Here is a 26,032-nt window from a genome sequence, read left to right as displayed (position 1 = left end):
TCCCTAGAAGGATGCCGGCCCGGTTCAATATTTTTCTTCCGAGCGGTTGCTATTTTGGGAAATGTTGAATAGAGATGGCCACCTCAGGGAATAGTCACTTGAAATCAATGTAGAGAGTGGAGGCAATTCAATGGAGACAGTAAACGCTGCGTTATGGATTCGAGTTCGAAATACGCTTGGGGAAGGCCCGTGTTGGGATGCGGAACTGAAACGCTTCTATTGGGTCGATATCGAGGGACATACACTTTGGTGGTACGATGAGAAGGAAGATGAGCTGTCGTCGTTCGATATGGGACAACAGATCGGGTTCGCGGTCCCGAAAGTGACGGACGGCGTCGTCGTTGGCTTGAAAGATGGGATTTATGAGTGGGACGAGACGTCAAAAGAGCTCGATAAAATCGTCGAACTTGACGATCCTGAAGGAAAGCTTCGATTCAATGACGGGAAAGCCGATCCTTACGGTCGCATCTTCGCCGGCACGCTGCATCTTGAAGACGAGGCGGAACAAGCGACGCTATACCGCCTGAATCGCGACGGCACGACCGAGGTCATGTTGAGCGAGTTGACATTGTCGAACGGACTGACATGGTCACCCGACCATTCGACGTTCTATCATATTGATACACCGACCGAGACGGTGCGTAAGTACGCGTTCGACTTGAAGACGGGGACGCTCGGCGAAGGGAAAGCCATCATCGATTTCACAGTCGAGGAAGGATTCCCGGACGGCATGACATCCGATGAGGAAGGGTTCTTATGGATTGCGCACTTTGCCGGCGGCCGCGTCTCGCGCTGGGACCCAAAGACAGGGGAAAAAGTGCTCGAGGTGCTCGTACCGGCCCCGAACGTCACGTCGTGCTGTTTTGTCGGCGATAACTTGAACCAACTCGCCATCACGACGGCTCGTGAGGGGATGGATGAGGAGGCGCTCAAAGCTCATCCGGACGCAGGGTCGGTCTTTAAAATCGATACAGACGTGAAAGGGATGCCGCTCTATCGGTTTGGACGATAAGGAGGTAAGGAGATGGTGAAGCGATTGCTCGTTCGTGCAGGCATCGGTTTGGCACTCGCGGCAGTGGCCCGGGTCGGGATTCAAAAACTATTGGATTCGAACCAGGAAGACGACCACACGTATTTGAATCCGCGCTGGGATGAGGCCCCGAGTGTCGATGCCGATAAGGATGAGGATGAGGTCGGTCTGACGCAGCTCGATTCGATTTATCGGGCCGAGTGGCAAGCGAACACGTATCCCCGCTCCGAGGCGGAACGCAAGGCGTTGGAAGAATAGGGAAAGGAACACGTCCGGGAACGGGCGTGTTTTTTCTTGACAAGACAAAGGTGACCCGTCATTATCTAAAGAGTAATGATTACGATTTATGAGTGAAGATACATGAAACGAATTCCAATCACGGTGCTGTCCGGTTATTTAGGGAGCGGCAAGACGACATTGATGAATCATCTGTTGAACAATCGGTCCGGCAAGAAATATGCGGTCATCGTCAACGACATGAGCGAGTTGAACATCGACGAACGATTGATCGAGCAGAACGGTTTCTCGCGGACGGACGAAAAATTGGTCGAGCTATCGAACGGCTGCATCTGTTGCACGCTCCGTGAGGACCTGCTCGAAGCGGTACAGGAGATCACGAACGACCGTGAGCTCGACGGGATTATCATCGAGTCATCTGGCATCTCAGAACCGATTCCGGTCGCTCAAACGTTTACATACGCCGATGACGCCCTTGGCATCGACTTGACGAGCCGTGTCTATATCGATGCGATGGTGACGGTCGTCGATGCGTATCGGTTCTTGAAAGATTTCAACTCGGGCGAGTCGCTTCATGAACGGAAGCAGGCCATCGATGAGACGGACGTCCGCGAAGTCGTCGACCTGCTTGTCGACCAAATCGAGTTCGCGGACATCATCGTCTTGAACAAGGCGGACCGCGTGACCGAGACAGAACTCGGTGAGATGGCCGGGCTGTTGAAGGCGCTCAATCCAACCGCCAAACTGTTGACGTCAGTTTACGCGAACGTGGAGTTGACGGAGCTGTTGGACGTCAATCTTTTCGATTTCGAGCAGGCGATGCACGCCGCCGGCTGGATTCAAGAACTAGAGGCCGAGACACACACACCAGAGACGGAGGAATACGGCATCAGTTCGTTCGTCTATCGCCGCCGCCGTCCGTTTCATCCGGAGCGGCTCCACGCCTGGATCGAGGCGTTCCCGGATCAAGTCGTCCGCGCCAAAGGTTTCTTATGGATCGCCTCCCGGAACGACATCGCCTGCCTGTTCTCGCAAGCGGGGTACGCATCGACGCTCGAACACGCGGGACGTTGGCTCGCGACGCTGCCGGAGGAAGAGCGGAGTCTCATGTTCACGGCAGAACCTGAGCTCGCCGCCGACTACGTCGAGCCGTACGGGGACCGTCAGACGGAGCTCGTCTTGATCGGGCAGCGGATGGAGCGTGCGGTCATCGAGGCCGGACTCGACGCGTGTCTGTTGACGGATGAGGAGATGGCGCTCGATTGGACGACGTTGCAGGACACGCTTCCGGGGAACGGTATCGTGACTTTCACATAAACCGTTTACAAATTCGGAGCGGTCGTCTATACTTCTCGTTGCATAGATAACCGCATACATTGGACTACACTAGGGGTGCTTCGGCTGAGATGTGAGCATGGCTCCAATCCCTTATGACTCGATCCGGGTAATACCGGCGTGAGGAAGTGTGGCACTTTTTCTAATGGATTATTACATTGGACGAGTGGCCGCATTCTCATGGATGCGGCTTTTTTGTGTACATACAATAAGGGGGAATAGAACATGAACAACCAATGTGGTACGAGTCCGATCGTCGGATTCCGCTTTACGCTGAGCCCAATGACATCTGATTTTGTGAGTGTCATCAAAGGGGCATTGAAAGAGACGAACTTGCAAAACGTTTGGCGGCATACCGATGACGTCTCGACGGTCATCCGGGGACGCAGTGAGCATGTGTTCGACGTGGCCAAAGCCGTCTTGTCACATGCGTCGAAGAACGGGGAACATATGTCGATGAGCGGGACGTTCTCGGTCGGCTGCCCAGGCGACACGGCAGGAGACAACCTGCTCGACGTGACAACTGATCCTGTGAACGGTCCGGTATCGACCCAGTACGTCTCTTCCCAGTTCGCCCTCTATCCGCTCGGGGACGCGAAGTATATGGACATCATCTACGAAGAAATTGCCTTTGCGAAAGAGCGTGGCGTCTTCAATGACTCGATGCATTACGCCTCGGGCATTCACGGCGACATCGAACCGGTGTTTTCATTTTACGAGGCGACGTTCGACCGGGTCCGTGCGAAGACGAGCCACGTCGTCATGACGGTGACGTTCAGCGTGAACAGCCCGTCACACGAGGGACAACAGCATGCTTAAGTCGTGGAAGTTAAAAGAAATCGTCTTGTTGGCCATTTTATCGGTCGTGTTCGCTGTCGTCTATTTGGCGTTCGTCCATGTCGGGAATCTATGGGCTGGCTTGATTGGACCGATCGCGTACGAATGGATTTTTGGGATTTGGTTCATCGTCTCGATTATTGCGGCTTATATCATCCGCCGACCTGGCGCCGCATTCTTGTCCGAAGTGCTTGCGGCGACGATTGAGATGATGATTGGTAACGCGATTGGACCTCGTATTATTTTAGTCGGGATCATTCAAGGACTTGGTGCTGAAGCAGCGTTTGCGGTCACGAGCTACAAGCGATATGACCTTTGGGTGCTCATGCTGGCCGGATTTGGTGCAGCTGCGACTAGTTTCGCGTATACGTACGTCATGGGTGGACTCGCTGCCCTCAGTCCGACATACGTGGCGACGATGTTCGCGTTACGAGCGACGAGCGGGATGCTCATTGCCGGTCTGGGAGGTAAGATTTTAAGCGACTTGTTGCTTCGGACGGGTGCGCTCGAAGGGTATGCCATCGCGCGTCAGGGACGTGTGCATGGTTGAGGCAGAACAGCTGTCATTCCGCTATCCGGAAAAACAGAGCGAAGTATTGACGGACATCACGCTTCAATTAACTGCTGGGAGGACACTCATCACGGGGGCGAGCGGGTCGGGAAAATCGACGTTGTTCTCTTTGTTGAATCGTCTGTATCCAGAGAACTGCGATGGCATCGTGACGGGAAAACTATATTTGTTTGACCGCTCTTACGACACGTATGCAGCTGGTGAGGTGAATCGTCGTGTTGGAACGGTGTTTCAAGATCCTGACAGTCAGTTCGTCATGCAAACGGTCGAGGAGGAATTGATTTTCACACTCGAAAATTTTGCCGTGGCGAGGGACGAGATGATGGCGCGTGTGGCCAAGATTTTAGCGGAATTGCAGTTGACCGATTATCGTGACCGAGTCATTCATGACCTGTCAGGTGGTGAAAAGCAACAAATCGCTGTCGCCTGTGCTTTGATCGGGAAGCCGGAATGGCTACTACTCGATGAGCCGCTCGCGCACCTTGATCCCGAAACCTCAACCCGTTTCGTTCAGTGGCTCGACAACGTCGCACAGACGGTAAACGTTGTCGTCATCGAGCATCGACCCTTCCTATGGGGCGGATTCTTCGACAGAGAAGTGGAACTCGTGAACGGACGCATCAACTATGACGGACCGTTCGTTGCCCGCCCGGATTATACGTTCTCTCCGGTTGAAGTGATACAAGGAAATACTATTTTATTTCACGTACCGCAATTGAAACGAAAAACATTCAACCTAGCAACGAGCGAGCTGACCGTCGCCGAGGGTGATCTCATTGCCGTACTTGGTCGAAACGGCAGTGGCAAATCGACTTGGCTCAAGAGCCTTGCCCGCGAACATCAAGAAGTCGGACTCGTCCCACAATCTCCGGCTCATCTATTTATCACGAGTGATGTGACACGTGAACTCGCATATGGCCATGATCGTCCGATTGGGGACATCATGAACCGGCTCGGGCTTGGACCGTTTCGTAACGACCATCCACTCTCGCTTAGTCACGGTCAAAAACGAAGGCTCGCCATCGGCGTGATGATGCTCTCGAATAAACGGCTCATCGCGTTCGATGAACCAACTGCTGGACAAGATGAGGTATCGCTTCGTGCGCTTTATGAATTGATGGTTGAACGAATCCGCGCCGGCCAGACGGTTCTGTTTGTGACACACGACCTTAGTTTCGCCCGAATCGCGAACACCTATTACTTGATGCATGAAGGTTACTTGAGTGGGCCATATGATGCATCGCTCTGGAATGAGACAGAGCTACTACAAGCTCACGGTTTATTGCTGGAGGAATCGTGATGACGTTTCATGAGATGAACCCGACGATTAAATTTATGACCGTCACGTTGCTCATGTTCGGTCTCGCCTTTGTGTACAATCCATGGACGCCGCTTGCGGTATTCATCGGAACGCTTATACTTCAAATTCTTTTTTCTAACGTGAACTGGAAGCGGTGGGGGCTATTCATGGTTCCGTTTTTATTCACCGCGCTCGGGACATTGTGGACGACGCTCGTCTTTGGAAAAGAGACGAGCGGGGAGGTCATGTTCACGCTGTTCGGCAACGACGTCACCGTCGAGAATGTGATACTAGCAGCGACGCTCTCCTTACGGGTATTAGCATTCACGGCGTTGTCGCTCCTGTTCACACTGACGACGGATCCCAAACGGTTCGTCTACAGCTTGATGCAACAAGGGAAGTTGTCACCTAAAATCGCTTACAGTGTCTTCGTCGGCTTTCGTTTCTTTCCGATTTTGAAGCATGAACTGATGCAGCTGTATGAAACGCATGCTTTGCGAGGCGTTCGTTTAGAGACGCGACTCGATCACATTCGGCACGTTCCGAATTTAATCATCCCGCTTCTGGCCGGATCGATCCGACAAGCGGAACGCATCGCGTTCTCGATGGAGGCACGCGGGTTCACGGGCGAACCACGAGCGACGTATGAAGTCGTCGCCATCACTCGGTACGACTTTCTGTTGGCGTCGCTCTTGATTGTATTGTTCGGAGTGAGCGTGTGGATTGGCATATAAACGAAACAAGACGACTCACTCGGAGTCGTCTTGTTTCGTTTCTTTCACGATTCTAAACTTCGGTTTGACCGATTCGTTATTGAACGCCTCGAGCACAGTGTTCTCGTTGGCCATACGAATCTGTTGCGGCTCGCCTTTGGACGTCGTACCGATACAGAACATATGAGCCTCGTGGTCGGCGAACAGCGTCTTATACGGAGTCGCATGGTGCATCAAGCGGCCTGGAGAGCCCCAGCCGACGATCACCATCCCGCCGGTCGCCTCGACCTCGTCGAGCGTTTCCTCCACGTAATGAAAGTTGACCTCGTCAAGCTGTGACTCGACGTAAGGCAGATTGTCATTGATGGCGAGTGTCGGGACGAGACTGATGACGCGCATCTCACGGATCGGTTGATCGAGATGGTTACGCATGAGCATATACGCCCGCTGTGTGGTCGTGCCAGACAAGAAGGCATCGCTCATCCGGGGTGAGTAGATGATGACGGCACAGATGACGCCGTCGACGACATCTGTGAATTCGTACGTTCGCATATATCGTTTCGTCTTGTCCTCATTGAAGACCGACTTGACGCGAATCGTCACTTCCTCGATATGGGTGTTCATAATGTTTCCTCACTTTTGCTCAAATAGTGCCAGGTCAGACCCAGCCGGCGAACCATTCCAAATAGCGAATCGTATAGCGGGCGACTTGTTGCGTCGCCGACGCCTTGTCATCTGGTAAATAAGACACGTCAGTTTGATATGACTCATAAAACGACATCACATCGTTGACATACTGCTCACTTCGGTTGTACTCGAAGATGGCGTTCCGAATCGAATCCGTCGAGTCTGCCGTCGTCCCACCGTGCTCACTCAAATAATATGCGGCCGTATGGGCCGAATCTACGAGACTGTGCGGGTCGGCCTGACCGTCGTTGTTGCCGTCCCGTCCGAGACCGCCATACTGTTCGATGAGGGCGAGGTCTGTCAAATCGACTTCATCCTCGGGGACATCTCCTTTTTGGTCGTCGGTGTCGTACTGCCAACCGAGCCACGTCCGCGGCATGAATTGGAACGGACCGATCGCCCCGACCGATGAACGCATCGATGAGCTATGGGAGAAAATCGTCTCGACGCGATGTACCGCGGCGAGGAGTCGCCAATCGACGTCATAGGTCGCCGCCGCATCCTCATAAACGTCACGATGGACGGCGGGGATGCCATGATCCCCGTAATAGGCCCGGTAAAGGGCGTTGTTCACTTTATCATGTTGACCAAACCAGCCGATTGCGCCGAGGCACAGCACGATCACAAGCAAGAGACCGGTCAGTCGCAAAATCAATCGTTTCAAGATTCCGCCTCCTAGCTTTCTAGACAATACCCGAATAGTGTAGCATATAGCTAACAGGAAGGACAGGAGTGGATATCCATGCTCGAACAGGCCGTCTTTACCATCATTCTCGTGTATTTATTGATTGTCCAATTGTTCAACGCCCGGTTGATGAAACCGATGATTGAAACGCTCGGACGAAGCCGCGTGTACGATCAGACCATCAAATCGGCGTGGGGGCTCTGTTTGCTGTTGCTCGCCCTCGTCTTTTTGTTCCAGGTCCCGCCTGAAGCGGTCGGGCTCGGCTTCGCCCCGGCCGAGGGGGATTTGCGCGCCTGGCAGTTCTTCTTTTTGACGAGCGTCCTCATCTCCGCATTGATCGCGTTCTATCTGCTCGTGAAAACGTCTCCGGGTTTGCGGCGCCGGTTACGGCCATATTATGAGCTCGAGATTGAACGGCTACTGTTGCCTCAGACGATTCAGGAGGCGAGAGCGTGGGGCGCCGTGTCTTGGACGGCTGGAGTGACCGAAGAGTTCATCTTCCGTGGCGTTCTGCTCTACACGGTCACATTGTGGATGGACGTCTCGCCCCCGATGCTCGCCTTGATCGGCGGAGCGTTATTCGGGTTGGCCCACGCTTATCAAGGTGTCCGAGGCATCCTCGCGACCAGTCTCGTCGGGTGGGGGCTCGGTTATTTATATGTGGCGATGGGTATCCTCTGGCCGGTGATGGTCGTTCATGCCTTGCTCGATCTTATTGCTGGACCGATTCACGTCGTCGATTCAGAAACTGACTGACGGCCGCCTCATACGCGGGCTGGTCTTTCAAAATACAGTTCGTATGTTCCGCGCCGTGGATGAGGGCGATCTCATTTTTGCGGTTGAGCGCATTCATCTCGACGGACATCCAGGTCGGGACGTAATCGTCCTCTGTCCCATGGATGAACAAGACCGGCACATCGATTGCCGCGAGCGCTCGTTTCGGTCGGACTTGGTGCATCCGGAATCCGGCTCGCGTCCAAAGGAAGTAATTGATTCCCGGCAACAACAAATCACCAGGCAGTCGGTGTAAGACGTTCAACTGATGGCGCATGAGTTGTCTCATGTCATCGAACGGGCACTCGGCAATCAAAAAATCGACATCTGTCAATGGACCGGCCTGTAAAATCGAGGCGGCGCCCATCGACACGCCATGTAGCCCGACCTCGGAGACGGACTCATTAACCCGCAACCAGTCGACCCAATCCACGATGTCATGTTTCTCATGATAGCCGTACGAGGCGTACACGCCCTCGGATTCGCCGTGGGACCGCAAATCGACGGCGAGCAGATTGTAGCCGAGGCGATGGAACATCGCCAAATGCGGGGCCATGAAGCTGTGGGACGCCGTATAGCCGTGCACGAAGACGATCCACTTCGATGAGCCTTCGTTTCGGTAGACACGCCCATAGAGGCGATATCCGTCTTGCGAGCGGAGCGAGACGTGCTCAAACGGCACGTCGTGATAAAAGGATTGATCTTCCTTCGTGTAGGGGGCCAACAGCATCTCGGGCGTCTTGCGTTTCCCTCGTGTCATGCGTTTGAACGCATAGTAGCTGATGGCATAATAGCCAGTGAATAATGTTGCGAGTCCAACCTTCCATCTCTTCTGCATATGAACCGCTCCTTTCCCCATTATTGTACCCGAAAACGCGTTCCCAATTCACGCGCCATATGGGTCATGGTGTGTTTTCAATGACGGAACGCCAAGGCTTATGTTAGATAAGACACATTGTGCCGAATAGAGTTGCCACATATGATGGTAGCGAATAGTCACCAAGTGGGAGGATATGAACCGATGGAGCGACAGGCGATGTATCAATTTTTACAGGCATGTTTGATGGGACAGACGGATTATACGACGACTGAGGGAGTGACGTTTTATCGCGCTCCGACGAGCGGGGAACGGCAACATGGAATCGTCTTGGACGTGTTAATTGACCGCTACTTATGTCGGCCAGGGCAGGCAATCGAATTATCGGTCCCGGACATCGCCGTTTCCATTGACGTGTCGGCCGATGAAATCGTCCGGTCCGTACTCGCACTCGCCCGCATCACTCTCGTCTCGCAACATATCGAGGAGAGATTGATTCGTGTCGTCTCGGCGGGCATCGATGAAGCGGGTCGATTGACGCTCGTCATCGGTTTCAACGCTTGGCTGACGCATCATTTGGGCCATCTATCGGGCGAGTGGGTCGAGCTGCCGGCTCGCGTGCACGCCATGTGACAAACCTTGAACAACAAAAAGGGAAGGCCGCGATGGACGCGGTCTTCCCTTTTTTTAATGTCGGGGCGAGGGTTGAAGCTGACCGTCCTGAAGCAATAGGACCCGGTCGCAGACGTCTAGCATGCGTTCATCGTGAGTGATGACAAGGACTCGACGTCCGTGATTACGCGCCTCAGCGACGAGCAACTCCATGACCCGGCGCCCGTTCTCGAAATCGAGGCTCGCCGTCGGTTCATCGGCCAACAAGAGTCGAGGCCGATTGATGAGGGCTCGGGCAACGGCGACGCGCTGCCGTTCGCCGCCCGACAAGTGCTTCGGCAGTTGATTGAGGCGATGACTCAGACCGAGGACGTCGAGCAGGTGGAGCGGGTCTTGTTTAGATTCGCTTTCGGCCTGGACGAGCTCGAGTTGTTCTCGAACCGTCAAATATGGAACGAGGTGGGCTTGCTGAAATACGAAGCCGATTTCATTCAAGCGAAGCAAGCGTCGTTCTTCTTCACTCGCAGCGAGCAACTCCCGTCCCTCGAGCTCGATGAGCCCAACGTCAGGTCGTTTCAATAAACCAAGAATTTGGAGCAGCGTGCTCTTCCCGCTACCGCTCGGTCCGATGATGCCGATACATTCCCCGGGCTCGACCTGTAAATCGATGCCACGCAAAATGGGTTGTCCGTCATACGTATGGCAAATATTCGTCAATTTCATTGTCCAATTCCTCCTAGCGCGTCGGCGGCGTCAAGCCGGCGCAATTTCCAAAGCGGCAACAATGTCCCGATGAGTGAGAGGGCGGCCATGACCGCACCATATGCGAGCACGTTGCCCAAGTCGAACCGGAACGGGATGGCGTCTGGGACGAACGTGCCGGTGAACCCTGTCAGCACCGTGGCTAGCAGGCTCGCCGTGAGCACCGTGGCCATGACCTGGATGACGAGAGCCGTGCCGATCACACGGGGACGAATCCCGATTGCTTTCAAAATCCCGAGCTCCGGGAGCTTTTGGAGTGTCAACATATAAAAGAAAGCGGTCAAGATGAATGCGCCGATGAACAGCAAGAAGCCGCGCATCATCGTGAATGTGCCTTGTTCTGCCGTATACCCAGGGACGGCCTTAACGACGTCTTGTTTCGTCATCGTAGCGAGTGAGGTGTCAGCCTTCCCGAGCCAGGCCGAGACGTAGGCGGGCTGACCGCTAGCCGTCTGGAACGCTTCCCACGTATCCTGTGTTGCCCAGATGACCGGGGCGTGGCTATAGCGACCGTCCGTCGTCCCGACGATGGTGAATGCATACCCGGACGCAAAATCGCGAACCGTGTCTCCGATTTCGACGTCACCGAGAAAACTTGGGTCGACGAGCACGTCCCCGACAGCGAGGTCAAGCTCGGGCCCGATTGTGGAATCTTTCGGCAGTGTGAATAATGTGGCATCCTGTTTTTTCGTCCCATGGACGAGCGTCATCGATTTGACGCCGAGCGGGGTGAGCGCATCGGGTGTCGGCAGTTCGATGAATGAGCGGGTCAATTGCCCGTCGGCATCATCGGCCAGTTGAAACGACTCGACATCGAGTTCACGCAAGGTGGCCCCGTTATCATAAGCCAGACCGTCCGCGAGTCCGGTGATCAATGTCGACAACAAGACGATAAGTAGCGTGATTACGAAAATGAGCGAAAATTTTCGTTTTTGCCGCCACATCTCTTTTAATCCTAAGTTCATAAAAAAAGCCTCCTTCATAGCGATGAAGGAAGCATAACCGACCAAGATGAACGGAATATGAACATGACTACAACGTGACGTAAAAGACGGTACCCGCCCCGAGCTGAGATTCGACCGTCAACGTGCCGCCGTGAAGGTGGACGATATCTCGGGCGATGGCGAGGCCGAGCCCGGTGCCTCGTCCGGATCGTGAGGCGTCGCCTTTATAGAAACGCTCGAACAGCCGTGCCTTCGTCGCTTCATCCATGCCGACACCAACGTCTTGAATCAAGACGGTCGGGCGTTCGCCTTGATACGCCTTGATGGTGATGAGGCCACCGTCTGCAGAAGCGTGAATCGCGTTCGTCAGCAAGTTGGACCACACTTGTGCCAGCAATAGCGGGTCACCGGTCACGAAGAGCGTCGAATCGAGTTCTGTGGCAACGGCGATCCCTTTCTCGTCGAGTTGGAACGTGTGCCGCCGGATAACATCCTCGATGGACGCACGCACATCGACCGGTGTCGTTAACGACACGTTGGCCTCGTCGAGCCGGGCGAGGAGCAGTAACTGTCTCGTCAGATCGGACAGGCGCGAAGCCTCGTCTCGAATGATGGCGGCATGCGCTTTCGCGTCACCGTCGGTCGTCGCGACGAGTTCCGAGGCGTAGCCTTTGATGGAAGTGAGCGGGGTCTGGAACTCATGGGAGACGCTCGAGACAAACCGTCTGCGCTCGCCTTCCGATTTTTCAAGCGAGTCGACCATATCGTTGAAGCGACGGGAGAGCGTGCCAATCTCATCGTTGCGCTCGAGCGGGAGGTCGCTCGGCCGACCCCCGGATGCGACCGAATCGGTCGCAGCGGTCAACGTCCGCAACGGGCGGACGAGTTGACTCGTCGACAAGGCAATCAAGATGAAGGCGAGCCCGGTCAACAAGGCGAAGAACAACCCGACGAATAAATGCAGCTCGCGGATTTGGGCACTCAGATCGGGACGGATGAAGACGGCATCCTCACCATCGATGCTAAACCCATACGTATTGACGACCTCGTTGTCGAACAGTCCGAGCAAAAACAAGTGGAACGGATAGGTGTGCATCCCGTCGTAGGTTTCACCGGACCGGACGGAGGCGATGACGTCGGTGTCGAGCCGCTCATCCCGGAACGCTCCGCCATAGCGTTCAATCGTATCGTCCGGTCGTACGACGAACAACTGATAGCCGGTCTGAGCGAGCAGTGTATAAAATGTGGACGTCTCACCATCGGTATGGGCCTCGAAGTACACTTTCGCGGCCTCAGCCGTCTGTTCGGTCTTGTCGCTATAGGACGGTTGCCACCACACGTAGTAGGCGACGTTGCTGACGAGCAGGGCGATAGCACCCGACAACAATAAAATCATAAACACGGTCAAGACGATTCGCGTGTATAACGTCTTCATGGCGTCACCTCGAGCGTATACCCGACGCCTCGCACCGTCCGAATCATGTTGCCTTCGTCACGGAGGCGACCGCGTAATCGCTTGATGTGGACGTCGATCGTCCGGTCGTCGCCTTCGAACTCGAGGCCCCATACTTGCTCAATCAATTCATCACGGGTGAACACACGACTTGGAAACGCAGCCAACTGATAGAGCAGCTCGAACTCTTTTTTCGGCAAGTGGATCGTCTCCTCATGAAGTTCGAGCCGATAATCACGCAAGTCGAGTTTGAGCGGTCCGGCAGTGACGACCGTGGCCGCATTCTTGGCGTAACGTTTCGCGACGGCTTGGAGCCGGAAGAGCAGTTCTTCTGGAATGAACGGTTTCGTCATGTAATCGTCGGCCCCGTGCTCGAAACCGCTCCGTTTCTCCTCCCATTCCCCGAGGGCGGTCAATAGGATGACCGGAATATCCGTCAATCGTTTCAGCCGGGAACAGAGCGTTCGCCCGTCTTGGCCCGGCAACAGGATGTCAATCACGGCAGCATCTGCAGGTCGCTCTAAAAACAGTCGCTCGGCGACGTTTCCGTCCATGGCCGTGGTGACGGTGTGACCGGCCCGCTGTAACGTCGTTTCAATCAGATGCAGGATGGCCAGGTCGTCTTCAACAATCAGTACGTGCATGACTCTCTTCCTTTCTCATGAAGGACATCGAAAACAGGTGACCCATGTCAGGTCACCTGGCCGTTATGTCGCTTTGGTCAGTTCTTTGTGTAGCGCCCGGAGCGCCCGCAGGAAGGCATCTTTGAAGTACTTGTCTTCTTGGGCCTCGAGCGTCTCGAGCGCGGTCGTATCGCCCGCGCTCGCTTTGACGAGCAGGTTGACGACCGTTCCCCAGCGCTTGACATGCTCGGGCTTCGGATGGTTCATCGCAACGGTCAACGTGAACCAATACGGTTGGTCCCGACGCTGCAACGTGGCAATCATCTGCTTGGCCGTCTGTGCCTCCGCCTCGGACGGTAACGTGGCCGTCGCGAACCAGCCGAGCAGTCCGGCACTCATTGCCTCGAGTCGCGCCTTGGCTTCTGACTCGATCGGCTCACGTCCGAATTCGGAGATATTGACGAAGACGAGACGGTCCTTGCGGTCGAGGTGGGTGATCCATCCTTTGACCGTCTTGAGCTTGTCTTTGTCTTTCGACTGGGCTTTGACCGTGTAACCGTTCAGTTTGCCGATGTAAATTCGGAACTGGCCACGGTCGAGTTGCTTATCGACTTTGAACTCGATGTCCTGACCGACCGTGAACGGTTGGTTCTGTTTGTTGAGCGTCTCGCCTTTTTTCAGTTCCGGACGTCGGACGATGTAGCGGAGCGCTTCTTGTTCGGTCTTGTCGTCGAGCGTCCACAGATTGTTCGGTGTGACATTTTTAAAGCGATGCCGGCGGACGAAGATGTATTGATCGAGCGCCTCGACGGCGTCGGTGACGGAATTTTTTCCACTCAAATAATCATCGGCGATATCTCTTAGCGTGATTGATTCGAGCCGGTCGATATGCCCGACGTATGGGACGTGTCCGACGACGAACAGGGCGGTGGCAATCAATTCACTCTCGCGAGGGGTCAGAGGACGTTTGGCCATGTTGCACTTCCTTTCTTGCATTCATATCATTTAGTATACCAAAAACAAATTTCGACATGTTGTATGAATCAACCAGATGGAAAATTTTACAGGCATACAGGATTTCGTGGATTGATTGCGAATACTTGAATATGATAGAGCTATGCGGATGTTGAGATGAGGTGATGAGATGAAGCTATCGATAGAACCGGGGGATTATGTCGTGTTGATTGAAATCAACAAGGAAGTATTGAAATGTACGTCCCTCGATCAGGCCGACTATGTCGACCGAGACCGCTATGAACTGGTCGGCCGGATGAGTGAACGGCTCCCGGCCGAGGTGATCGTCCCTTCTATCATCGACTATATTCGGTTCGGTAGTGGATATATCGGCGACAATATCGTCTGGGACACAGAGACGGAATCGTTTTTCTGTCAACAGTTCGAGACGATTGATGGATCTCCGCTCGGTGAGGACCTCGACGGATTTACACCCGATCCGTATCGGACGGAACTGGCGCGTTATTATACGTATTTGACCATCGGAAAGATTGTCGACTATGAGATGGATGAGCCTGACGAACCGAACTATTGGTGAGCGTCGAAAAAATGTCACAATCTATTTTTCGAAAAAAAGGGAAATTGATTCCGTAACTTGAGATAATGGGGGCATCTTAGGAAGTTTGGAATGGAGCGGTAGGCGATGAAAAAAATGATGCTTGTGGCGGCGCTCGCGCTGCTCATGCCTGCATCGGTGGACGCGGCGAAACCGGTTGTATTGGAGAAACACGGTTACATCGTGGCCGAGCCGAGGGTCGGGAACCAATACTATATCAAGCAAACAGGCACCGATTTGGCGTGGAACACGACGCGCGGCGCTTCAGACATCGTGATCGCTTTAATCGATTCGTCGGCCGATCGTCGGCATAAAGAACTATACAAGGTCCCTCGTGTCGTCAATTCGATGAAAGGGCCTTACAGCGTCGATTATCATGGGACGCATACGGCCGGCATCATGTCTGGCCGTCACAACAAGTTCGGGATGGCCGGACTTGCTCCGAACGTACGCTATCATTTTTATAACGTCTTCTACGGTAAAAACTCGGAGTACACGGATTCTTGGACCGTCGCCAAAGCGGTCGATACGGCGGTGGCGAAAGGGGCGAACATCATCAACCTGTCGCTCGGCGGGCAAGATTACGATCAAGTCCTCGCCGATTCGATTCGCCGGGCCCGGGCCAAAGGGGTCATCATCGTCGCCTCGGCAGGAAACGACGGGGAGAAGACCGTCTCGTTCCCGGCCAATATGAAAGAAGTCATCGCGGTCGGGGCGATTGACGCGAACCGTCGCGTCGCCGGTTTCAGCAATATGGCCGCTCAAGTCAAAATCGTCGCCCCCGGGGTGAACATTTTGTCGCTCGGCCTGAATAACGGCTTCGTCTATATGGACGGGACGTCGATGGCCGCGCCGATGGTGTCGTCGGGTCTCGCGCTCGTCAAATCGGTCAATCCGTTTTTGACACCGGCCGATGTGGACGCCTTGATTCAAAAGATGCCACGGGCGAGCGGCAAGATTTATACGGAGCTGAACACGAAGCGGCTCCTCGATGCGACACCGCGTCCCGTGACGCTCTCGGTGCCGTCGACGCTCAAGAGCCGTTACGTCAAAGAAGCGAAACTGACGGTCATGAAAAAACCGAATTTGAAAACGACGTATACGTTATATCAAGGTACCCGTAAAGTGAAGACGCTGTCGGCAGGGAATTCGATGTTCACGATGTATGCCGGCGGCGATTGGCTACCGAGTGGCTCGTACAAACTCCAAGCCGTCGTCACGGATGGGAAACATAAACGTACGGCCAGTCGGTCCTTCAAATACGTGAATCCCGTCAAGCCGGCGGTTGCGGTCAAAGCGTCCGACGGAGGCACGTTCGAATTGGCGACGACGCGAAAAGGGGTCGTCACCGTACTCGATGCGAACAAAAAAATCGTCTATGAGGCGCTTCACGTACCGGGCAAGTTCCCGGTCCGGAGCGACACGGGAGCTGCGTACACGGTCGTCTTGAAACCGACCGACGTCTCTGAGAAAGTGGTGACGGTCAAGTATGCGCCGCAACCGGTCCAAGCCGAGACGGACAAATCGGCGGAATCGACATGAAAAACACCCGGAGCCAGCGCTTGGCTCCGGGTGTTGATTTATGCTTTCGTGATGGCTTCACCGCTCCAACGAATGTTCGCTTCTAAGACGTTGCCGTTGTCGTCGATATGTTCAAAACTCAGTTTCCCGTCGACAATAATCTCACAGAGACCGACACGGACATCCTCGCTCCATGCGCGACGTGTCTGAGTCGACGCGTCGAACGTCGGAATCGATTCAGGAAAACGTTCCTGTAAGTGGGCCAAGTTATGATGGTCGAAGTGATACGGACGTTTGGACAGTTCATTCGGTGCTTTAATGTCAAACGGCTCGAATCCTCGGACGAGTCGATTATTCCGGTAGAAGGCGAACACGCCGTTGTTTGGGTGGAGCGCTTTAATGTCATCGATTTCAATCACATAGGTCAGTCGTTGAATCCAACCGTTTTTTGCATCTTGACGCATCAAAATCCCTCCTTGTTCAATGGAACACGCCTTATTTTAGCGCTGACGCCGGTGAAAATCAAGTTCAGGTTCTCGGTTGTCATTTCACGGGTTATCCGCTACAATGGGTAAAGTGACTATGAGGTCTGGGCAATCGCGGGACGCAAGTCTTGAGGAAAGTCCATGCTCGCACAGCCTGTGATGGCTGTAGTGATCGTGCTACACGAAAAGATAAGTGTAGGCAACGCAAGTTGACGGCAGAAGAAGCACCTAAGTCCTCGGATATGGTGCAAGCTTCTTGAAAGTGCCACAGTGACGGAGTCTGATCGGAAACGTTCAGAGTGGAACGAGGTAAACCCCACGAGCGAGAAACCCAAACTATGGTAGGGGAACTTCCTGACTGGAACCGAACGGGACGGAAGGCGCCAATCGGCGCAGATAGATGATTGTCACTCCATCGTGCCAGGGAGACCGTTATGAGCACCGGAGTACAGAACATGGCTTACAGGGCAGCATAGTCTCTCATTTAACATTGACCAGGAGTTCAAGCAATCCTACTTGAGCTCCTTTTTACATGACCATTTTAGGAGTAACACTTATAGAAAGTAGGGATAGTATGGCAAAACGAAAACTGATTGCCACCGCAGCGATGGGCATCGAAGCACTCGTCGCCAAAGAAGTGCGCGACCTCGGCTACACGTGTGAGGTCGAGAACGGACGCGTCTATATCGACGCAGAAATGGAAGACATTCCGCGATTGAACCTATGGCTCCGGACGGCAGACCGCGTCAAGCTCGTCGTCGCCGAGTTCAAAGCGACGACGTTCACGGAACTGTTTGACGGTGTCGTCGAACTGCCTTGGACGGATCTCATGCCGTGGGACGCTCGATTCATCGTCGACGGCCGCTCGGTCAAGTCGAAGTTGTTCTCGATCCGCGACTGTCAGAAAATCACGGAGAAGGCGATCGTCGACGCGATGCAACGCGGATACGATAAGCCGGGCGAGTGGCTGCCGAAGACGGGCGCCTACTATCCGATTGAAGTCGCCTTGTTGAAAGATGTGGCGACGATCACAATCGACACGTCAGGTGACGCGCTTCACCGTCGTGGTTACCGTGAGCTCCACTCACAGGCACCGCTCAAAGAGACGATGGCTGCGGCGATGATTCAGCTGACGAACTGGAAGCCAGACATGCCGTTCTACGACGTCTTCACCGGTTCAGGGACGCTCGCCATCGAGGCGGCGCTCATCGGTCGTAACATCGCGCCTGGTCTCAACCGTGAGTTCTGTTCACAAGACTGGCCGTGCGTACCGAAGAAAGCCTGGTATGATGCAATCAATGAAGCGAACGAGAAAGCGGAATGGGACAAACCGCTCAAAATCTACGGCATCGACCTCGACCCACGCATGGTCAAGCTCGCCAAGGATAACGCCGAGCTTGCCGACGTCCGTGACGCCATCACGTTCGTCCATAGTGACGCGGCTGCCTTGAAGCCGAAAGAAGAGTACGGTGTCATCATCGGCAACCCGCCATACGGCGAACGGTTGCAGACCGAAGAAGAGATTATCGACCTGTACGAGCGGATCGGCCAGCAGTTCGCCAAGTATCCGGGCTATAGCGTCTATATGTTGACGAGCTATGAGGATTTCGAGAAAGCGTACGGCCGTCCGGCGACGAAACGCCGTAAGCTATACAACGGGAACATCGAGACGCAATACTACCAGTTCTTCGGTAAACGTCCGCCGAGACGTTCAGCTGAGCCGACTTCTGATACGAAATAAGTCTTCATTGCACACACATTGCACACTTTTTGTTTGTGATACTGAAGACAAGCGAAAACTGCTCCTAGGAGCAGTTTTTTTGCTTGCCGTGGTTTTTTCGCCCTTGTAGGTGACGGAATGAATGTATGTGCAAGATAGTCGGACCAGTCCTCATAAATGGGCATGGCCCGTCCTAAGTCCGTCTGTTCAAGAATCGATTGCGCGTTCTTCTTGTCCTTCTAATATGTGACGACGAGACGTTCGAATAGCCTTCCTGGAGTCGGATGGCAGTGAAGGGGCCATACAAGTTTTTAAACATTGCGTAATCGCATCCCGTAACACATTACATCACTCACTTTCCTATACATCGCTCTACCGTTCAACATTCAAGCTATTATAACTTACATTTCCATATATAAGGATTATACTCATAATATGGCTAATATAGGGAGATGAAGAATGGATGATAAGAGGTATATATGAGGCACACTTGCCGGTAAGTGATTTGACGGTGTCGATTCCGTTTTATGAAAAACTCGGAATGAAGCTGGCCTTCCAAAACGAGTCCTTGGCGTTTCTATGGATCATCGAAGGAGAGAGTTGGCTCGGTTTGTGGGAGAGCAATCGCGTCGAGGTGCCGTACCATCCATCGATTCGTCATGTGGCGTTTCGAATCAATCCCGAAAGCCTTGAAACGGTGAAGAAGTGGCTCGATGAACGGGATATCGAAGTACGGACCGCATTCAAGATGACGCCAGCAGAACAGCCGTTAGTCCTGCCGAACTTCCCGCACGCACATGCCGCTATCTATTTCGACGATCCGGACGGGAATTCGCTCGAACTGATCACGTTTCTTGAGACGGACCCGACCGCTGCGTTTCAAATGATGTCTTTCGCTAACTGGTCAGAAGAGAAGCGGATGCAAGGGTCACAACATACTGAATGAGACAAGGCAGGGGGTAGGGCGATGTATCGGTATACGTTATGTCTATTGAAATCAGAAAATGAAGTCTTACTGTTGAATCGTGAGAAGTCGCCAGCGATGGGACTATGGAACGGCGTAGGTGGGAAAATCGAGTCGGGCGAGACGGTTGAAGCGTCGGTCTGTCGAGAAGTATTCGAAGAGACCGGATATAAGATTGAGCATCCTCTGTATAAAGGGGAGGTCATCCTGCATGGAGAACAGCAGGTCGGGATGCATCTGTTCGTCGTGGAAGTCACGAAACATGAAGCCGCTGACAAGGTACAGAGGACACGTGAAGGGATTTTGGAATGGAAGCGAATCGACTGGGTGCTTCATCCTGACAATATGGGAATCATCAGCAACTTGAAGCAGTATTTACAGCCGATGCTAGACCATCCTATGCCTCGGCGCCATACGTTCCGTTATAACGGGCATGAGTTGTTGACGTACACGCACGACCAACTGGATGAAGCTTCAAGCATTGTACATAAAACGAGATGATTGGCCCCATCGGCCAACCATCTCGTTTTTGATTCAGATATTGGATCACTCGCCAACCATCCCGTCGCCATCGTTATCACGCATATGCGGATAGAGCCAATGGACGCTCGTGATCGGCATGGTGAAGCCGGCGTCCTTTGCCTCTTGAATCGTCACTTGGCCGTTGCCGTTCGTATCGACGCGCGTGACGTCACCGCTTGCTTCGGTGGCCGATGGTGCGCTCTCCGTCAATCCAAGTTCTTCATTCACCTCATCCGGGTTGACGTTGTCGAACGAGTCGGTAACGACATTTCCTTTGACAGTGTATGTGTACTCATAGTGTGAAGGGATATGAGTATTCGTATCCGGATATGTGATGAGCGCCTCGAAGTCGGTCGCGCCGCCTGCGCTCCGGATCACGCTCTCCATATACGCCTGGTCGCCGTGGCGATTGAGCGTGCTGTTTTGGGGCGTGATGTTGAAGGCGTTCGAGACGCCGCCGAGCGAATCGGCGATGACGTGCCCTTCGTCGAGGTCGCGGTGTTCGACCCCAGACACTTTCGCCTCGTCAGCGTAGTATCGCCCATCCGACGTCACGTCTTCTCGGTCGTCATCCTGCAGCACAATCTCGTCCGCAATCACTTTCACGAGTTGACCGTGCTCGTTCGTGAACGCCCAATATTCGCGGTCGCCGTATCCGATATCGACGACGACATTACTCTCGCGTTCACCTGACAAATCTCCACCCTCGACTTCGATCATGTCATAACCGGTGAAGCGGTCCTCTGTCTGCGGTTCGGGTGGCGCCGTCGTCTCGACGGCGGACTGTTCTGGGGTGTCCGTCACCGTGGTGGTCCCGGCTTCTTCGCTCGTACAACCTGCCAATAGCAGAATCGAGAGCGGGAATGCTAAATAAGTAATGTTTAATTTCATTTCAAGTCTCCTATGTGTGAGGCATACTTGTTCATTCTAGGAATCTTCGACACGATTGACAAGCAATCGGATTGGGACGTGTTTCGGTCGTGCTTGTCATAAACGAGCCAGAAATTGTCACGATTCGATGACGCGCCTCCGTTGGGACTAGTGGTACAATGGATGGGAACGGTCCGGCGGTCGAGCGGGTTATGGCGTTTCAATCGTTTCGTTTCAGGCTATACATACGTATACATCGCTTGAGAGGAGACGTATCATGCAGACATATACCATCGAATATGCGTTCCAGGACAAAGAGCAGACGACGCGGACGTGTGAGGTCGTTCTCGACCGGACGCCCGATTTACATGATAACGAGCAGTTGGCCGACTTGTATCAGATCGTGTCAGATGCGATTCGTAAACCGATTACCAGTTTTGAAATTGTAGCGGTCCATTAAACGTACCTTTGACCCCGGGCACACGCCTTGGGGTTTTGTTCAGTCTTAGGAAGAGGAGAGAGTACACATGAAGATTGTCGTTGTTGGATTAGGGGACGTCGCGAAGAAGGCGTATTTGCCGGTCTATGCCGGTTTAGAAGGGATTGACGTCTATCTCGTCTCGAGAGACGCGGCGAAAGCGGGTCAACTCGTCGAGAAGTATCGTTTTGCCGGTCAGTATGCATCACTCGAAGACGTCCCGTTCGAGACGATGGACGGCGCGTTGATTCACTCGACGACATCCGTTCATGCCGACCAGGTCGGTGACGTACTCGCGCAAGGTGTGCCCGTCTTCATCGATAAGCCGGTCACGTTCATGCTCGAGGACACGGAGCGGCTCGTACGCCTCGCTGCCGAGCAGGGCGTCGATCTCATCACCGGGTTCAACCGCCGTTTCGCGACGGCGACGGCTGCCTTAAAAGAAGTGTCCGACCCGAATCTGATTTTGATTCAAAAGAATCGGACGTATCAACCGGCGACGCTGCGTGAGTTCATCATCGAAGACTTCGTCCACGTCGTCGATACGCTCCGCTATTTGACAGGGCTCGCCCCTGTCGAGAATTTGGCCGTCCGGACGCGCCATGAGTCCGGGACGTTGAAACAGCTCCAGATTCAATTCACGGCCGGAGGGGTCGAAGCGGTCGGGATCATGAACCGGGACAACGGCTGTACGGAAGAAGTGATGGAAGTGATGTCGCCTCGTCTGAAGCGGGTGTCGCGCGACGTTGAGCGTGTGTATGATTTCACCCGTGACGGCATGCTCGAGCGGGCACTGAATCCGTGGGAGTCGAATTTGACGCGTCGCGGCTTCACGACCATGCTCGACGAGTTCCTGAAGCTCCTCGCAGGTGAACCGAATGACTCGGTGCGGGCAGAGGACAGTTTGACGACGCACGCGCTCTGTGAGCGCATACTAGAGGAGGCTTCGCGTTGACCGTGTCGTTTCTGTGGCCCATCGGGCGGGTATTAACTCCGTAAAAGGAGGGGATGCGCATGGATATTCGTGAGCTCGTCATGCAGGTGAACGACCTTTTATGGACGTACGTACTCATTTTCGTTTTGATTGCCGGAGGGTTGTATTTCACCATCCGGATGGGATTCGTCCAGTTCCGCATGTTGCCGGAGATGTTCAAGTTGCTGTTCGTCAAAGGAATCAAACACGAGAAAGGGCAAGTTTCATCGTTCCAGGCGTTCGCCATCGGAACGGCCGCACGGGTTGGGACAGGGAATATCGCCGGCGTCTCGACGGCCATCGCACTCGGTGGACCGGGCGCCGTTTTCTGGATGTGGCTCATCGCCTTGATCGGTTCGGCTTCTGCCTTCGTCGAGAGCACGCTCGCCCAAGTGTATAAAGTGCACGACGGGAAGGCGTGGCGCGGTGGACCCGCCTACTATATCGAGCGGGCACTCGGTCAACGGTGGCTCGGCATCGTGTTTGCGATTTTAATCACGTTCGCGTTTGGCTTCGCGTTCAACTCGGTACAGGCCAATACGATTGCTTTATCAATCAATAACGTCTTCGAAGTCGATACGCTCTGGGTCGGCATCGTCTTGGCTCTCGTGACGGCCGTCGTCATCTTCGGCGGGATTCGCTCGATTTCAACGTTGTCGGGGATTATCGTCCCGATTATGGCCGGCGGCTATATCCTGCTCGCCCTCTGGGTCGTGTTCACAAACCTAGAGGCCATCCCGGCCGTAATTTCGGCCATCTTCTCAGAAGGGATTCTCGGCTTCCGACAACTGCTCGGCGGTGCAGTCGGTGCGGCCGTCCTGCAAGGGATTCGCCGCGGCTTGTTCTCGAACGAGGCGGGGATGGGGTCGGCACCGAATGCGGCCGCGACCGCGGAGGTCAGCCACCCGGTCAAACAAGGCTTGATTCAATCGCTCAGCGTCTTCGTCGATACGCTCTTTATCTGTACGGCGACGGCGATGATTGTCCTCATCTCGGGAGTTCCGGGTTCAGAGGACTTCCAAGGCATCGAGTTGGCGCAAGAGGCGCTCTTGACAGAGATTGGGCCGCTCGCGACGACACTCATGACGATTGCCATCCTATTGTTCGCGTTCAGTTCGATTTTGGCGAATTACTATTATGGGGAAACGAACATCGAGTTCATCTCCGAACGAAAAGTGTATCTGGTCATCTACCGGATTGCGGTCGTCGGGATGGTCTTGTTCGGCTCGGTTCGATCGGCGGGGTTGGTCTGGTCGATCGCCGATATCTTTATGGGCTTGATGGCGCTCGTCAATATGTATGCCATCTTCCGACTCAGTAAGGTCGCCAAAGCTTTGCTCGACGATTATGTGGCGCAGAAGCGAGCCGGACATGATCCGGTGTTCAATCGTGATGATGTGGATTTACCTGGTAAAGAACATGTCGAGGCGTGGGAAGAGAAACGAGAGAACATCAGTTAAGATCGGGGCAAGAATCGGACGCGTCGCGCCATTCTTGCCTTTCCTTTATCGTATTTCTTATTTCAAATACCGCATTTATTTAATAAATTATAGAAAAGAGTGCACGAAATGATACAACCATTCCTTCATACATTCAAACGATTTTTTGCCGAACGATTTTTCGACCAAGCCGCCATGTTGGCCTATTATTTCATCTTATCGACGTTCCCGTTCTTACTGTTCGTCCTCGGGATCGTCGGGTGGCTGCCGTTCTCGAGCGGGGACGTGATTTCCGCGCTCGCCCTGGTCATGCCTGAAGCCAGTTATCGGTTGCTGGAAGGGAACATCGAGGCGATTTTTGATGATTCACGGTTGCGGATTGCCTCACTCAGCATCTTGCCGGCGCTCTGGATCTCATCGATGGCGGTCCAATCGCTCGTCCGGTCGCTCAATGACGCCTATCGCCTGATTCGGAACAAGGCGTTCTGGCGGGGCGTGTTGCAAGACATCGCCGTGACGCTCGCGCTTATGTTCGTCTTGCCGTTCTCGCTACTGATCCCGGTCATCGAGACCGCGCTTCGGGAGTTGGCGACGCATATCATCTTTATCGACGACATCGTCGAGCGCTATGCGCAAATCTGGTTCTATTTCCGCTGGATCGTGGGTACGCTCGTCCTGTTCAGCGTTTTCTTGCTCGTCTATAAGTGGTTGCCGAGCCATCGCGGCACGTTCCGCGACAGTTGGGCCGGGGCGGCGTTTGCTACCATCGGCATCTTGACAGTTTCGAACGTGTTCAGCTACTATTCACAGTATGCAAACTATGAACAGTTTTACGGTCAACTCGGTGCTTTCATCATCTTGCTGATCTGGTTCTATTTGGCGGCCTCGGTCATCCTTCTCGGGGGGCTGTTGAACGCCACGCTTATCGAACGAAAAGAAATATCCGGTTGACGTGTAAATGCTTGTTATCATTCTTTGATTCAGGGAATGATACGGTTAAGGTCACATCTTTTAATCGGAGGTGGGAAACATGGATATGCAACGGCTCGTACACAATCGTCGTTTCATCGATCAAACATTGTTTTACCTCGCCTTACAATTATGGAAGTGGGTTATGTTACTACCGGTCTTGTTCTATCTAGACGTTTCGATGAGCAGTGCCCCGTTTTCCCAGTATGTGGCGGTCAGTCTGTTGCTGTATGTGGCGTTTCGTGTCATGCAGTACGTGATTGCCAGCCGGGCTTCGTTGATGGAGTTACTCGAATTCGGCTATGCGGTGCTATCGCTCGTCCTCGTTTTCTCCTTACTGCTTGAACTCTCAGCATCGCCAGGAGCCATTGCCTTTGTGCTCGGTGTGTTCTTGGTCCATCCATCGCTCGCCTTGCACCATTACCGTGACTTCACAGAACGGAAGTGGTTGAACAAGCAGTTCCAATTGTTCAGTCCGATGCTTCGAAAAGGTGAGATTCCGGTTCACGTGCTCGTGTTGACAGAGGATGAGATTATCATCACGGCAGAGAGTGGAAAAGAGTACACGTATCGGCATATCTACTGGGGCGGATTCTATATCGAAAATGTCTCATGAAGGTGGTCTAATCATTGAATAGTGTGATTGTAATGGTATTTTGGATAGTAACATTTATTGTGTTCTTCAAAGGGGCGTTCGATATGTGGCGAGAATGGCGTGCCACGAGACAGCGCTCGGTTCTATATTTCTTTATCGTCTTGTTGCTCACTTGGTTCTGGTTCAACCCTTACCAGCTGACGGCGCTCCATCCGTTCGTCTTGATGGCGTATTATTGGAACCGGAACCGTCGGATGCGCAACGCGATGCTCGTGCTCGTCCTCGTGCCATTCTTCATTCAACTTTGGTTCATGGCGAGAGCGATGTAATTTATTCAGACCACAGACAAGATGTCTGTGGTTTTTTCTTTAATCCTTTGTCACGGCCATTTATAAAACAAGCCGCGTTAGAGTAAGGATACGCGACCGTGCGCAACAAAAAAACGCGAGCCGTTCGGGAGGGCACTGAAAAACTTCAAATGATTTTGAACAGAGGAGCGTCGTCCCGGGAGGGATGACGCTCCTCTGTTTTCATCGCCCTTCAGCC

General features: G+C 53.7%; 30 protein-coding genes, 1 other RNA gene and 1 riboswitch. Of the genes, 21 read left to right on the top strand and 10 right to left on the bottom strand.

The features are described from left to right. Nucleotides 1-130: 130 nt before the first annotated feature. From KNP68_RS00155 to KNP68_RS00125, 7 genes are all read left to right on the top strand, one after another. Nucleotides 131-1,012 (top strand): SMP-30/gluconolactonase/LRE family protein, encoded by an 882-nt coding sequence (locus KNP68_RS00155; protein WP_214798359.1) that lies wholly within the window; start codon nt 131-133, stop codon nt 1,010-1,012. Between the two features lie 12 nt (nt 1,013-1,024). Next, a complete protein-coding gene (locus KNP68_RS00150; RefSeq protein ID WP_029595396.1) occupies nt 1,025-1,288 on the top strand; it encodes a hypothetical protein in 264 nt (87 codons plus the stop codon). Between the two features lie 102 nt (nt 1,289-1,390). Then, complete coding sequence (locus KNP68_RS00145) at nt 1,391-2,584, top strand: GTP-binding protein (protein WP_029595397.1); 1,194 nt, start codon at nt 1,391-1,393, stop codon at nt 2,582-2,584. Nucleotides 2,585-2,645: 61 nt separating this feature from the next. Further along, a riboswitch (TPP riboswitch) is annotated at nt 2,646-2,746 on the top strand. An 81-nt stretch (nt 2,747-2,827) separates the two neighbouring features. Beyond that, nucleotides 2,828-3,421 (top strand): YkoF family thiamine/hydroxymethylpyrimidine-binding protein, encoded by a 594-nt coding sequence (locus tag KNP68_RS00140; protein ID WP_131471193.1) that lies wholly within the window; start codon nt 2,828-2,830, stop codon nt 3,419-3,421. Next, nucleotides 3,414-3,989, top strand: a complete 576-nt coding sequence (locus KNP68_RS00135; RefSeq protein ID WP_131471192.1) for an ECF transporter S component — start codon at nt 3,414-3,416, stop codon at nt 3,987-3,989. Before KNP68_RS00140 ends, KNP68_RS00135 begins: the two co-directional genes overlap by 8 nt. Next, a complete protein-coding gene (locus KNP68_RS00130; RefSeq protein ID WP_214798357.1) occupies nt 3,982-5,310 on the top strand; it encodes an ABC transporter ATP-binding protein in 1,329 nt (442 codons plus the stop codon). The genes KNP68_RS00135 and KNP68_RS00130 overlap by 8 nt, the downstream gene beginning before the upstream one ends. After that, nucleotides 5,310-6,044: an energy-coupling factor transporter transmembrane component T family protein gene (locus tag KNP68_RS00125; RefSeq protein WP_214798354.1), complete on the top strand. Its 735-nt coding sequence runs from the start codon at nt 5,310-5,312 to the stop codon at nt 6,042-6,044. Before KNP68_RS00130 ends, KNP68_RS00125 begins: the two co-directional genes overlap by 1 nt. A gap of 15 nt (nt 6,045-6,059) precedes the next feature. Here the strand turns inward: KNP68_RS00125 and KNP68_RS00120 are convergent, their stop codons facing one another. Together KNP68_RS00120 and KNP68_RS00115 are read right to left on the bottom strand one after the other, a co-directional pair. Further along, nucleotides 6,060-6,647 (bottom strand): DUF1643 domain-containing protein, encoded by a 588-nt coding sequence (locus KNP68_RS00120; protein WP_029595402.1) that lies wholly within the window; start codon nt 6,645-6,647, stop codon nt 6,060-6,062. 34 nt (nt 6,648-6,681) lie between these two features. After that, nucleotides 6,682-7,374 (bottom strand): lytic transglycosylase domain-containing protein, encoded by a 693-nt coding sequence (locus KNP68_RS00115; RefSeq protein ID WP_029595403.1) that lies wholly within the window; start codon nt 7,372-7,374, stop codon nt 6,682-6,684. Between the two features lie 78 nt (nt 7,375-7,452). Here KNP68_RS00115 and KNP68_RS00110 point away from each other — a divergent pair, with 78 nt between their 5' ends. Continuing rightward, the gene (locus tag KNP68_RS00110; RefSeq protein WP_131471190.1) at nt 7,453-8,151 is read left to right on the top strand and encodes a CPBP family intramembrane glutamic endopeptidase; all 699 of its coding nucleotides are present in this window, start codon (nt 7,453-7,455) and stop codon (nt 8,149-8,151) included. Here the strand turns inward: KNP68_RS00110 and KNP68_RS00105 are convergent. After that, nucleotides 8,108-9,007 (bottom strand): alpha/beta hydrolase, encoded by a 900-nt coding sequence (locus tag KNP68_RS00105; RefSeq protein WP_131471189.1) that lies wholly within the window; start codon nt 9,005-9,007, stop codon nt 8,108-8,110. The genes KNP68_RS00110 and KNP68_RS00105 overlap by 44 nt on opposite strands. Before the next feature lie 183 nt (nt 9,008-9,190). Between KNP68_RS00105 and KNP68_RS00100 the strand changes: the two genes are divergently transcribed. Continuing rightward, a complete protein-coding gene (locus tag KNP68_RS00100; protein ID WP_029595405.1) occupies nt 9,191-9,619 on the top strand; it encodes a hypothetical protein in 429 nt (142 codons plus the stop codon). Between the two features lie 54 nt (nt 9,620-9,673). On the opposite strand, the gene KNP68_RS00095 is transcribed toward KNP68_RS00100, so the two are convergent. The 5 genes from KNP68_RS00095 to KNP68_RS00075 all read right to left on the bottom strand — a co-directional run bounded on the left by KNP68_RS00095 (nt 9,674) and on the right by KNP68_RS00075 (nt 14,355). Next, entirely contained in the window at nt 9,674-10,321 is a 648-nt protein-coding gene (locus KNP68_RS00095; RefSeq protein ID WP_035385665.1) for an ABC transporter ATP-binding protein, read from the bottom strand. Continuing rightward, entirely contained in the window at nt 10,318-11,325 is a 1,008-nt protein-coding gene (locus KNP68_RS00090) for an ABC transporter permease (RefSeq protein ID WP_131471188.1), read from the bottom strand. The genes KNP68_RS00095 and KNP68_RS00090 overlap by 4 nt, the downstream gene beginning before the upstream one ends. 67 nt (nt 11,326-11,392) lie before the next feature. After that, the gene (locus KNP68_RS00085; RefSeq protein WP_131471187.1) at nt 11,393-12,739 is read right to left on the bottom strand and encodes a sensor histidine kinase; all 1,347 of its coding nucleotides are present in this window, start codon (nt 12,737-12,739) and stop codon (nt 11,393-11,395) included. After that, a complete protein-coding gene (locus tag KNP68_RS00080) occupies nt 12,736-13,401 on the bottom strand; it encodes a response regulator transcription factor (RefSeq protein ID WP_131471186.1) in 666 nt (221 codons plus the stop codon). The genes KNP68_RS00085 and KNP68_RS00080 overlap by 4 nt, the downstream gene beginning before the upstream one ends. Nucleotides 13,402-13,464: 63 nt before the next feature. Continuing rightward, nucleotides 13,465-14,355, bottom strand: a complete 891-nt coding sequence (locus KNP68_RS00075; protein ID WP_131471185.1) for a hypothetical protein — start codon at nt 14,353-14,355, stop codon at nt 13,465-13,467. A gap of 169 nt (nt 14,356-14,524) precedes the next feature. Here KNP68_RS00075 and KNP68_RS00070 point away from each other — a divergent pair, with 169 nt between their 5' ends. Both KNP68_RS00070 and KNP68_RS00065 read left to right on the top strand, forming a co-directional pair. Beyond that, nucleotides 14,525-14,932, top strand: a complete 408-nt coding sequence (locus tag KNP68_RS00070; RefSeq protein WP_131471184.1) for a hypothetical protein — start codon at nt 14,525-14,527, stop codon at nt 14,930-14,932. A 105-nt stretch (nt 14,933-15,037) separates the two neighbouring features. Beyond that, the gene (locus KNP68_RS00065; protein WP_131471183.1) at nt 15,038-16,492 is read left to right on the top strand and encodes a S8 family peptidase; all 1,455 of its coding nucleotides are present in this window, start codon (nt 15,038-15,040) and stop codon (nt 16,490-16,492) included. Between the two features lie 38 nt (nt 16,493-16,530). Here the strand turns inward: KNP68_RS00065 and KNP68_RS00060 are convergent, their stop codons facing one another. Further along, entirely contained in the window at nt 16,531-16,935 is a 405-nt protein-coding gene (locus KNP68_RS00060; protein ID WP_021067512.1) for a hypothetical protein, read from the bottom strand. A 121-nt stretch (nt 16,936-17,056) separates the two neighbouring features. Between KNP68_RS00060 and rnpB the strand changes: the two genes are divergently transcribed. The 4 genes from rnpB to KNP68_RS00040 all read left to right on the top strand — a co-directional run bounded on the left by rnpB (nt 17,057) and on the right by KNP68_RS00040 (nt 20,141). Further along, nucleotides 17,057-17,424, top strand: an RNA gene (rnpB, locus tag KNP68_RS00055) — RNase P RNA component class B. A gap of 106 nt (nt 17,425-17,530) precedes the next feature. Next, nucleotides 17,531-18,697 (top strand): THUMP domain-containing class I SAM-dependent RNA methyltransferase, encoded by a 1,167-nt coding sequence (locus KNP68_RS00050; protein ID WP_021067511.1) that lies wholly within the window; start codon nt 17,531-17,533, stop codon nt 18,695-18,697. A gap of 442 nt (nt 18,698-19,139) precedes the next feature. Next, on the top strand, nt 19,140-19,622 hold the full coding sequence (locus KNP68_RS00045) for a VOC family protein (protein WP_214798351.1): 483 nt from the start codon (nt 19,140-19,142) through the stop codon (nt 19,620-19,622). Nucleotides 19,623-19,643: 21 nt separating this feature from the next. Beyond that, nucleotides 19,644-20,141 carry an NUDIX hydrolase gene (locus tag KNP68_RS00040; protein WP_214798348.1) on the top strand — a complete coding sequence of 166 codons (498 nt, stop codon included), beginning with the start codon at nt 19,644-19,646 and terminating at the stop codon, nt 20,139-20,141. Nucleotides 20,142-20,186: 45 nt separating this feature from the next. Here KNP68_RS00040 and KNP68_RS00035 read toward each other — a convergent pair whose 3' ends face one another. Further along, nucleotides 20,187-21,053, bottom strand: a complete 867-nt coding sequence (locus KNP68_RS00035; protein WP_214798345.1) for a DNA/RNA non-specific endonuclease — start codon at nt 21,051-21,053, stop codon at nt 20,187-20,189. A gap of 256 nt (nt 21,054-21,309) precedes the next feature. Here KNP68_RS00035 and KNP68_RS00030 point away from each other — a divergent pair, with 256 nt between their 5' ends. From KNP68_RS00030 to KNP68_RS00005, 6 genes are all read left to right on the top strand, one after another. Further along, nucleotides 21,310-21,492 (top strand): hypothetical protein, encoded by a 183-nt coding sequence (locus KNP68_RS00030; RefSeq protein ID WP_021067507.1) that lies wholly within the window; start codon nt 21,310-21,312, stop codon nt 21,490-21,492. A 67-nt stretch (nt 21,493-21,559) separates the two neighbouring features. Next, entirely contained in the window at nt 21,560-22,465 is a 906-nt protein-coding gene (locus KNP68_RS00025; protein ID WP_214798342.1) for a Gfo/Idh/MocA family protein, read from the top strand. 59 nt (nt 22,466-22,524) lie between these two features. Further along, on the top strand, nt 22,525-23,943 hold the full coding sequence (locus tag KNP68_RS00020) for an alanine/glycine:cation symporter family protein (protein WP_214798339.1): 1,419 nt from the start codon (nt 22,525-22,527) through the stop codon (nt 23,941-23,943). Between the two features lie 108 nt (nt 23,944-24,051). Beyond that, a complete protein-coding gene (locus KNP68_RS00015; RefSeq protein ID WP_131471179.1) occupies nt 24,052-24,873 on the top strand; it encodes a YihY/virulence factor BrkB family protein in 822 nt (273 codons plus the stop codon). A 79-nt stretch (nt 24,874-24,952) separates the two neighbouring features. Beyond that, a complete protein-coding gene (locus KNP68_RS00010) occupies nt 24,953-25,507 on the top strand; it encodes a hypothetical protein (RefSeq protein ID WP_029595418.1) in 555 nt (184 codons plus the stop codon). An 83-nt stretch (nt 25,508-25,590) separates the two neighbouring features. Further along, complete coding sequence (locus KNP68_RS00005; protein ID WP_021067502.1) at nt 25,591-25,815, top strand: hypothetical protein; 225 nt, start codon at nt 25,591-25,593, stop codon at nt 25,813-25,815. Nucleotides 25,816-26,032 lie beyond the last annotated feature (217 nt).

Origin of the sequence: Exiguobacterium sp. s50, assembly GCF_018618175.1 — a bacterium.
In the GTDB taxonomy this organism is placed as follows: domain Bacteria; phylum Bacillota; class Bacilli; order Exiguobacteriales; family Exiguobacteriaceae; genus Exiguobacterium; species Exiguobacterium chiriqhucha.
This window is presented reverse-complemented; position numbering and strand designations above follow the sequence as displayed.

Excerpts from the sequence above, each read along its gene's own strand:
- KNP68_RS00140 (WP_131471193.1), top strand. The coding sequence starts at position 2,828 with ATGAACAACCAATGTGGTACGAGTCCGATCGTCGGATTCCGCTTTACG.
- KNP68_RS00010 (WP_029595418.1), top strand. The coding sequence starts at position 24,953 with ATGGATATGCAACGGCTCGTACACAATCGTCGTTTCATCGATCAAACA.
- KNP68_RS00065 (WP_131471183.1), top strand. The coding sequence starts at position 15,038 with ATGAAAAAAATGATGCTTGTGGCGGCGCTCGCGCTGCTCATGCCTGCA.
- KNP68_RS00095 (WP_035385665.1), bottom strand. The coding sequence starts at position 10,321 with ATGAAATTGACGAATATTTGCCATACGTATGACGGACAACCCATTTTG.
- KNP68_RS00130 (WP_214798357.1), top strand. The coding sequence starts at position 3,982 with ATGGTTGAGGCAGAACAGCTGTCATTCCGCTATCCGGAAAAACAGAGC.
- KNP68_RS00105 (WP_131471189.1), bottom strand. The coding sequence starts at position 9,007 with ATGCAGAAGAGATGGAAGGTTGGACTCGCAACATTATTCACTGGCTAT.
- KNP68_RS00155 (WP_214798359.1), top strand. The coding sequence starts at position 131 with ATGGAGACAGTAAACGCTGCGTTATGGATTCGAGTTCGAAATACGCTT.
- KNP68_RS00060 (WP_021067512.1), bottom strand. The coding sequence starts at position 16,935 with ATGCGTCAAGATGCAAAAAACGGTTGGATTCAACGACTGACCTATGTG.
- KNP68_RS00085 (WP_131471187.1), bottom strand. The coding sequence starts at position 12,739 with ATGAAGACGTTATACACGCGAATCGTCTTGACCGTGTTTATGATTTTA.
- KNP68_RS00030 (WP_021067507.1), top strand. The coding sequence starts at position 21,310 with ATGCAGACATATACCATCGAATATGCGTTCCAGGACAAAGAGCAGACG.
- KNP68_RS00150 (WP_029595396.1), top strand. The coding sequence starts at position 1,025 with ATGGTGAAGCGATTGCTCGTTCGTGCAGGCATCGGTTTGGCACTCGCG.
- KNP68_RS00035 (WP_214798345.1), bottom strand. The coding sequence starts at position 21,053 with ATGAAATTAAACATTACTTATTTAGCATTCCCGCTCTCGATTCTGCTA.
- KNP68_RS00045 (WP_214798351.1), top strand. The coding sequence starts at position 19,140 with ATGATAAGAGGTATATATGAGGCACACTTGCCGGTAAGTGATTTGACG.
- KNP68_RS00020 (WP_214798339.1), top strand. The coding sequence starts at position 22,525 with ATGGATATTCGTGAGCTCGTCATGCAGGTGAACGACCTTTTATGGACG.
- KNP68_RS00080 (WP_131471186.1), bottom strand. The coding sequence starts at position 13,401 with ATGCACGTACTGATTGTTGAAGACGACCTGGCCATCCTGCATCTGATT.
- KNP68_RS00040 (WP_214798348.1), top strand. The coding sequence starts at position 19,644 with ATGTATCGGTATACGTTATGTCTATTGAAATCAGAAAATGAAGTCTTA.
- KNP68_RS00050 (WP_021067511.1), top strand. The coding sequence starts at position 17,531 with ATGGCAAAACGAAAACTGATTGCCACCGCAGCGATGGGCATCGAAGCA.
- KNP68_RS00100 (WP_029595405.1), top strand. The coding sequence starts at position 9,191 with ATGGAGCGACAGGCGATGTATCAATTTTTACAGGCATGTTTGATGGGA.
- KNP68_RS00110 (WP_131471190.1), top strand. The coding sequence starts at position 7,453 with ATGCTCGAACAGGCCGTCTTTACCATCATTCTCGTGTATTTATTGATT.
- KNP68_RS00070 (WP_131471184.1), top strand. The coding sequence starts at position 14,525 with ATGAAGCTATCGATAGAACCGGGGGATTATGTCGTGTTGATTGAAATC.
- KNP68_RS00075 (WP_131471185.1), bottom strand. The coding sequence starts at position 14,355 with ATGGCCAAACGTCCTCTGACCCCTCGCGAGAGTGAATTGATTGCCACC.
- KNP68_RS00025 (WP_214798342.1), top strand. The coding sequence starts at position 21,560 with ATGAAGATTGTCGTTGTTGGATTAGGGGACGTCGCGAAGAAGGCGTAT.
- KNP68_RS00120 (WP_029595402.1), bottom strand. The coding sequence starts at position 6,647 with ATGAACACCCATATCGAGGAAGTGACGATTCGCGTCAAGTCGGTCTTC.
- KNP68_RS00125 (WP_214798354.1), top strand. The coding sequence starts at position 5,310 with ATGACGTTTCATGAGATGAACCCGACGATTAAATTTATGACCGTCACG.
- KNP68_RS00135 (WP_131471192.1), top strand. The coding sequence starts at position 3,414 with ATGCTTAAGTCGTGGAAGTTAAAAGAAATCGTCTTGTTGGCCATTTTA.
- KNP68_RS00090 (WP_131471188.1), bottom strand. The coding sequence starts at position 11,325 with ATGAACTTAGGATTAAAAGAGATGTGGCGGCAAAAACGAAAATTTTCG.
- KNP68_RS00015 (WP_131471179.1), top strand. The coding sequence starts at position 24,052 with ATGATACAACCATTCCTTCATACATTCAAACGATTTTTTGCCGAACGA.
- KNP68_RS00005 (WP_021067502.1), top strand. The coding sequence starts at position 25,591 with ATGTGGCGAGAATGGCGTGCCACGAGACAGCGCTCGGTTCTATATTTC.
- KNP68_RS00145 (WP_029595397.1), top strand. The coding sequence starts at position 1,391 with ATGAAACGAATTCCAATCACGGTGCTGTCCGGTTATTTAGGGAGCGGC.